This window comes from Sphingomonas sp. LH128, assembly GCF_000293195.2.
GTDB classification, from domain to species: Bacteria; Pseudomonadota; Alphaproteobacteria; order Sphingomonadales; family Sphingomonadaceae; genus Novosphingobium; species Novosphingobium resinovorum_A.
Window position 1 is genome coordinate 1 of sequence record NZ_ALVC01000271.1, and the last position, 5,870, is coordinate 5,870.

Annotated in this window: 3 protein-coding genes and 1 pseudogene; 1 reads left to right on the forward strand and 3 read right to left on the reverse strand. The window is 67.9% G+C overall.

Features of this window, described 5'->3' with window-relative positions:
* Both LH128_RS20325 and mprF read right to left on the reverse strand, forming a co-directional pair.
* On the reverse strand, positions 1–349 hold a 349-nt coding region (locus LH128_RS20325), incomplete at its 3' end, for an AcvB/VirJ family lysyl-phosphatidylglycerol hydrolase (RefSeq protein WP_008831564.1).
* Complete coding sequence (gene mprF, locus LH128_RS20330) at positions 346–2,874, reverse strand: bifunctional lysylphosphatidylglycerol flippase/synthetase MprF (protein ID WP_008831565.1); 2,529 nt, start codon at positions 2,872–2,874, stop codon at positions 346–348. The genes mprF and LH128_RS20325, both read right to left, overlap by 4 nt.
* Positions 2,875–3,814: 940 nt before the next feature.
* Here mprF and LH128_RS34700 point away from each other — a divergent pair.
* Positions 3,815–5,194: pseudogene (locus tag LH128_RS34700) on the forward strand (strawberry notch family protein); the annotation flags it as partial.
* Positions 5,195–5,340: 146 nt separating this feature from the next.
* On the opposite strand, the gene LH128_RS32385 reads toward LH128_RS34700, so the two are convergent.
* Positions 5,341–5,870 (reverse strand): tyrosine-type recombinase/integrase (locus LH128_RS32385; protein WP_008830563.1); only part of this gene is annotated, 530 nt, incomplete at its 5' end.

The following is a 5,870-nucleotide window of genomic DNA, read 5'->3' on the forward strand; positions in this document are numbered from 1 at the left end:
CGGCGAGCGCGCGGCCGATCGCCTGGCGCACGAGCGCCCGCGTTTCCTGCGGCGATCGGCGATGGGCAAAGGCGCTGAGCGAGTTGACGCCCAGGACCGGGATCCCGGCCGCGGCGATGCGCCTTGCGATTCTGGGCCCCATGCCGGTGTTGAACCCAAGGTCACCGGAGAAAAACAGGGCGACCGTGCCGTCTTGCCTTGCGGACGAAGTGCTCGCCGGCACCCGGCTGTAGATCGGCCCGGCCGGATAGCCCAGAAAATGGCAATATCCCGCGGCCGCGGCGATGAGGAGCAACGAGACCAGCAGCGCGGCGCGGACCCATCGCCGCGCAGGAGACCGGCCGCTCATTTGCCGCCGATCAGCGCCTGGAGGTCGAACAGCGCCCTGGCGAGCGCCGGGCCTTGCGGCCCCGCGATGAAGCGCGGCTCCCAGACAGGCGAGAATTTCTCCTTGTAGCTGCGCAGGCCCTCGAAGCCGTAGAGCGCTTGGCCGTGATGGTAGAGAAGCGCGCCGAGCCGCGCCCAGAGCGGCGCCAAGCGGCGCGCCTCCAGGCCGGACAAGGGGGCGAGGCCGAGGGTGAACCAGCGATAGCCCTGCCCATGGCCCCATTGCATCAGCCGCACGAACAGATAGTCCATCGTGCCATAGGGCATGTCGGCATCGTGGCGCATCAGGTCGATCGACAGCTCGGAGTGATCCTGCGTCGCCCAGATATTGGCGAAGGCGACAATCTTCTCCTCGCGCAGGACGACCGCGCAGTCGAAGCGGGCGAGATAGGCGGGGTCGAAGCGGCCAACGCTGAACCCCTTTTCCCGGTGGCCCTTCTCGCGCAGCCAGCTTTCGGAAATCTCCTGCAGCCGCGGCAGATGCGCGGCAAGCTCGTCTCGCGCGATGATCGCGAAGCGCGCGCCTTCCTTCTCCGCGCGGCGCACCGCATAGCGCAGCGGCTTGGCCGCCGGCGTGTCGAGCGTGAAGGCGGCAAGATCGACCCGCGCTTCTTCGCCATATTTGACGATCTGCAAGCCCAGGTCGATCGCCCCGGGCAAGGCCTGCAGGCTGATCTGGTAGAGCAGCAGCCGGCCCTGCGCGGCGTCCGCCCCTTCGCGCAGCTGCCAGAGGAGTTCGCTCCATTCGGCAGGATCGCCGACCGGATCGCCCATCACGATCCAGCTGGCTCCGCGCACCTGGTACATGACGAAGGCGCGGCCGGACGTCGAGCACAGGAAGCGCTTGTCGCCCGTATAGGCGAGATTGGCATCGGTGCGGCGCGTGAGCGCCATCGCTTCGCCCTGCGGCGGCTCGAGGCTGGCGAGCCCCGGGCCCGCCACGGGGGCCGGGCGCAGCAGCCGCCAGACCGCGAGGGCGGCCAGCGCGAGGCCCACGCCGAGGCTGGCGCGCAGGAAGCGCGAGGCGTCGCCATGCTCCGAAAAGCGCCAGAAGAGATCGGTGCTGTAGGGCACGCGCTTATAGGCGAAGAAGCCGACCCAGATCGGCAGGCCGATCATCAGCGCCACGCTCGCGAGCCAGCTCGGCGTCAGCACTTCCTGCGTCAGCCGTGTCCGGCGGTAGAAGGCGCCCCGCGTCCAGCGCAGGACGCCCGCGAGCAGCAGCATGAGGATCGCCTCCTCATAGTCGAGGCCCTTGGCGAGCGAGACCAGCGCGCCGATGAGCAGCAGCAGGCCTGTCAGCCAGGCCGCCCCATCGAGCCGCCGATAAAGGCCCGCCGACACCAGGAGCAGCGCGGCCCCCACGACGCTGCCGGCGAGATGCGATATTTCCACCAGTGGTAAGGGCAGGATCGCAGCGAGCGCCGCCATGCGGTCGTGCTCGGCGGGCAGCGCGCCCGAGACCAGGAGGACCATGCCGCCCAGGAAGACGAGGGCCGCGACCAGCGTCGGCGCTACTCCCGAGGCGATCGTCTGGGCACCGTGCAACGTCGCGGCCATCGGCCGCCGCCAGCGCGTGCCTTCCTGCACGGCGATGATGACGCCTGCGATCAGCAGGGGCAGGATATAGTAGACCAGCCGGTAGCCGAGCAGCGCGGCGATGAGCTCCGGGCGCGGCGTTCCCGGCAGGGCTGCCACGATGACCGCTTCGAAAACGCCGAGGCCGCCCGGCACGTGGGTTACGAGTACCGCAATGATCGCCAAGATGTAGCCGATGAAGAAGACCGGCCAGTCGGCAAGACTGGCGCCCGGGACCAGCACCAGCAGGGCCGCGCTCGCGGCCATGAGATCGACCGTGGCGACGCCAAGCTGGGCGAACGCGGTCCGGTAACCCGGGATCCGCAAATCCCATTTCCAGATCCGGACAGTCCGGCCCGAGGGTCCTGACCAGGCAAGCGCACCGATGATGAGGGCAAGGAGCGCGATGCCACTTGCTCGCCAGACCCAGGGCGAGGGCGCGAAGTCGGCAAAGCCGGGGCCGCCGGGAAAAAGCGCCAGCATCGCCCCGGCAAGCGTAAAGACGCCGCCCCAGAAGGTCAGCCCGGCGATCGCGACCACACGGCCCACATCGCCCGCGCCCAGGCCGTGCGCGCTGTAGATCCGGTAGCGGGCCGAGCCGCCGGTGAAGAGCGCGAGGCCCAGATTATGGCTGAGCGTATAGCTTGTGAACGAGGCCAGCGCCGCGACGCGATAGGGCAGGGGACGATCGATCGCGCGCAGCGCCAGTACGTCGTAGAGCGTCAAGGCCAGATAGCTGATCGCGGTAAGCCCCGCCGCCGCGAGCAGATGGAGGACGCCCACTTGCGCCCAGGCTGCCCGGATGTCGTGCATGTGCACTTCGCGCAGGAGGTGCGACAGCGCGAAGAAACCCATCGCGGCAAGCAGGAGAACCACCGCCACCGGGACGATGCTCTTGAGCCGGTCCATTTGCGCTTTTCCGATCACCCGCACCCCTCTCGAAGACGGGACCACCTTATGGAGACGGCGCGGCGCCGAACAGCGAAATTGGAGCGGCGTTTACGGGTGCCGCCGCCGGCACCCCGCTGGCGACGAAGACGACCCGGGGAATCCCGGCCCGGAAAAGGGGAGGGGGATCGGAACTGTGATGCTGCCGAAGGGGCAGCTGTCACAGGAGCATACCCTCATGTCCGATCTCTTCGCCGCCGCCGCCGCATCCGACCGCCTTGCCGCCCAGGCCCTGCTCCCCCTGCTGCGCAGCGGGGCCCCCATCACCCGCCGCCAGCTCAACGAAGCGATGACGAGCGCCTTTGGCGGCAGCGACGCCGACGGCCGCTGGACACAGCGCGACAGTTTCGAACTCCTGGAGCACGCGACCGCCCTCTATCTGCGCGAGAAGCCCTATGCTCTCGAGAGCTTCGCCGACGTGACGCAGGCCCATGCGCTCGTCCAGCGCCTGCCGACCCAGACCGTGCGCAGCGAAGCGCAGATCGCCTGGCAGCAATTCTCGACGCCCGCCGATATCGCGGCGCTCGCGGTGCTGCTCGCCGACGTCGGGCCGCAGGACGTGGTGCTCGAACCCAGCGCGGGCAATGGTCTTCTCGTCGCACAGCTCGGAGATCATCGGTCGCTGCAGCTCAACGAACTCGATCCCACGCGGCGTTCGCGCCTGGCGGCCCTGTTCCCCGAAGCCCTCATCACCGGGCATGACGGCGCCGCGATCGGGTCGCTCATGGCCCGGCAGGAGCGGCCGAGCGTCATCCTGATGAACCCGCCCTTCTCGCGCTCGCTGGGCCGCGGCGCCGACGACCTAGCCGCTGTCCGGCACCTCCAGGCGGCACTGCGCCACCTTGCCCCGGCTGGACGCCTGGTCGCGATCATGCCCGACTGGTTTGGCCCCAGTGCGCGCATGCACGACCATTTCGAAACCGTGCTGCGCGAGGCGAGCGTACGGACATCGCTGCGGCTCGAAAAATGCTACACCAAGCATGGCACGAGCATCGCCGTGCGGGTCTTCGTCATCGACAAGGTCGCGGGAAACGCGCCGCCCGCCGTCATCCAGCGCGCATCGGTCGAAGAACTGGCCGCGGTCCTCACCGTGCCGCCGCGTGCCGCGCCGCCCGTCGTGGCAGCGCCCGTCCGCGCGGCGCCGGTGTCCGGCAAAGGCATCTCGCTCTTCCGCGCGGTCAAGAGCGCTCCGGTCAAGCCGCGCGCCTATTTCGCACCGGCGCGCAACGACGTCCTCCCGGTCGATTATGAACGCCTTGAGGCCCCGGCACCGCTGCTGGAGCAGACCGGCGTCTATCTGCCCTATCGGCCGAGCCGCATCGTATTTGACAAAGCGGGCGAGCACCCGACCGCACTCGTCGAATCCGTCGCGATGGGATCGATCGCCGCTCCCATCCCGCACTATGTGCCCCGCTTGCCCGAGCGCACCGTGTCGGAACGCCTGCTGTCGGCCTCCCAGCTCGAAACCGTCGTCTATGCGGGCCATGCCTGGTCGCAGACCCTCCCGGGCCGCTTCAACCCGGACAGGGAGGGCGTCGGGCTCGTGCTCGCCGAGGACGGGCGGACCTATCGCAAGGGCTTTTTCCTGGGCGACGGCACCGGGGCCGGCAAGGGCCGGCAGGTCGCGGCCTGCATCCTCGACAACTGGCTGCAGGGCCGGCGGCGCAACATCTGGGTCACCAAGAACGAGCCGCTGCTCGAAGATGCGCGGCGCGACTGGACCGCGCTCGGCGGGGTCTCGGCCGATGTGCAGCCGGTCGGCAACTGGAAGATCGACGAGCCCATCACCCTCGAGCAGGGCGTCCTGTTCGTCACCTATCCGACCCTGCGCTCAGCGCGCGGTGAACATAGCCGGCTCAAGCAGATCCTCGACTGGGCGGGCGAGGATTTCGAGGGCGTCATCTTCTTCGACGAAGCACATGAGATGGGTGGCGTCGCTGGTGGGGAGGGGGCCCTTGGCGCCAAAGCCGGCTCGCAGCAGGGCATCTGCGGCGTGCTCCTCCAGAACCATCTACCCGGCGCGCGCGTCGGCTACGCTTCGGCCACCGGCGCCTCGGACATCAACAATCTCGCCTATGCGGTCCGGCTCGGGCTCTGGGGGCCCGAAACCTCCTTCCCCGATCGCGAGCAGTTCATCTCCTCGATCCGGCAAGGCGGCATCGCCGCGATGGAACTGGTCGCCCGCGATCTCAAGGCCAGCGGCCTCTATCTCGCCCGCGCCCTGAGCTTTGCCGGGGTCGAATATGACATATTGAAGCACGAGCTGACCCCGGCGCAGATCGAGATCTACGACATCTATGCCGATGCCTGGGCCGTCTTATGCGCAGCTGCGCATAAGATCGATTATCGCGAGGTCGCGATAATGCGCAGGAACGTGGCGAAGGCCCGCAAAGCTGCTGAGCATTTCGCCACGTCCTTCACATTATTTCACAAGGCATCGAGCCACTCCATCAGGCTGGCTTCTCGTTTCCACGAAGGTGGCACGTTGCTCGCCGCCGGCGCCCCTACCTGCTCGAGCGCCTTTCGTTTGGTCTCCAGATTGGCCTGTGCGTAGTGGTTGGTCGTATCGAGGCTGACGTGTCCCAGCCAACTGCGGATGACGGTGATGTCGACCCCGGCAGCGACAAGGTGAACGGCAGTCGCGTGCCGGAAGCTGTGCGGCGTCACATTTTTGGACCGAAGCGACGGCACGGTTTCTGACGCCTTTCCTACATAGGAGGCGAGTTTGAACCGCACTCCCGAGGCGCCCAGCGGCTCACCATATCGATTGACGAAGATCCGCTGATCTGGCGCGCGCGGGTGACGTTCCAACAACTTCCTGAGCAACGTCACGGTTTCCGGCCAGAGTGGACAGATACGTTCCTTGCGACCCTTGCCGTAAAGACGCACGAAGTTCGGTGCGTCGAACCGGATCGCCTCGGGACAGAGGTCGAGGGCCTCCTGGATGCGCGCGCCGC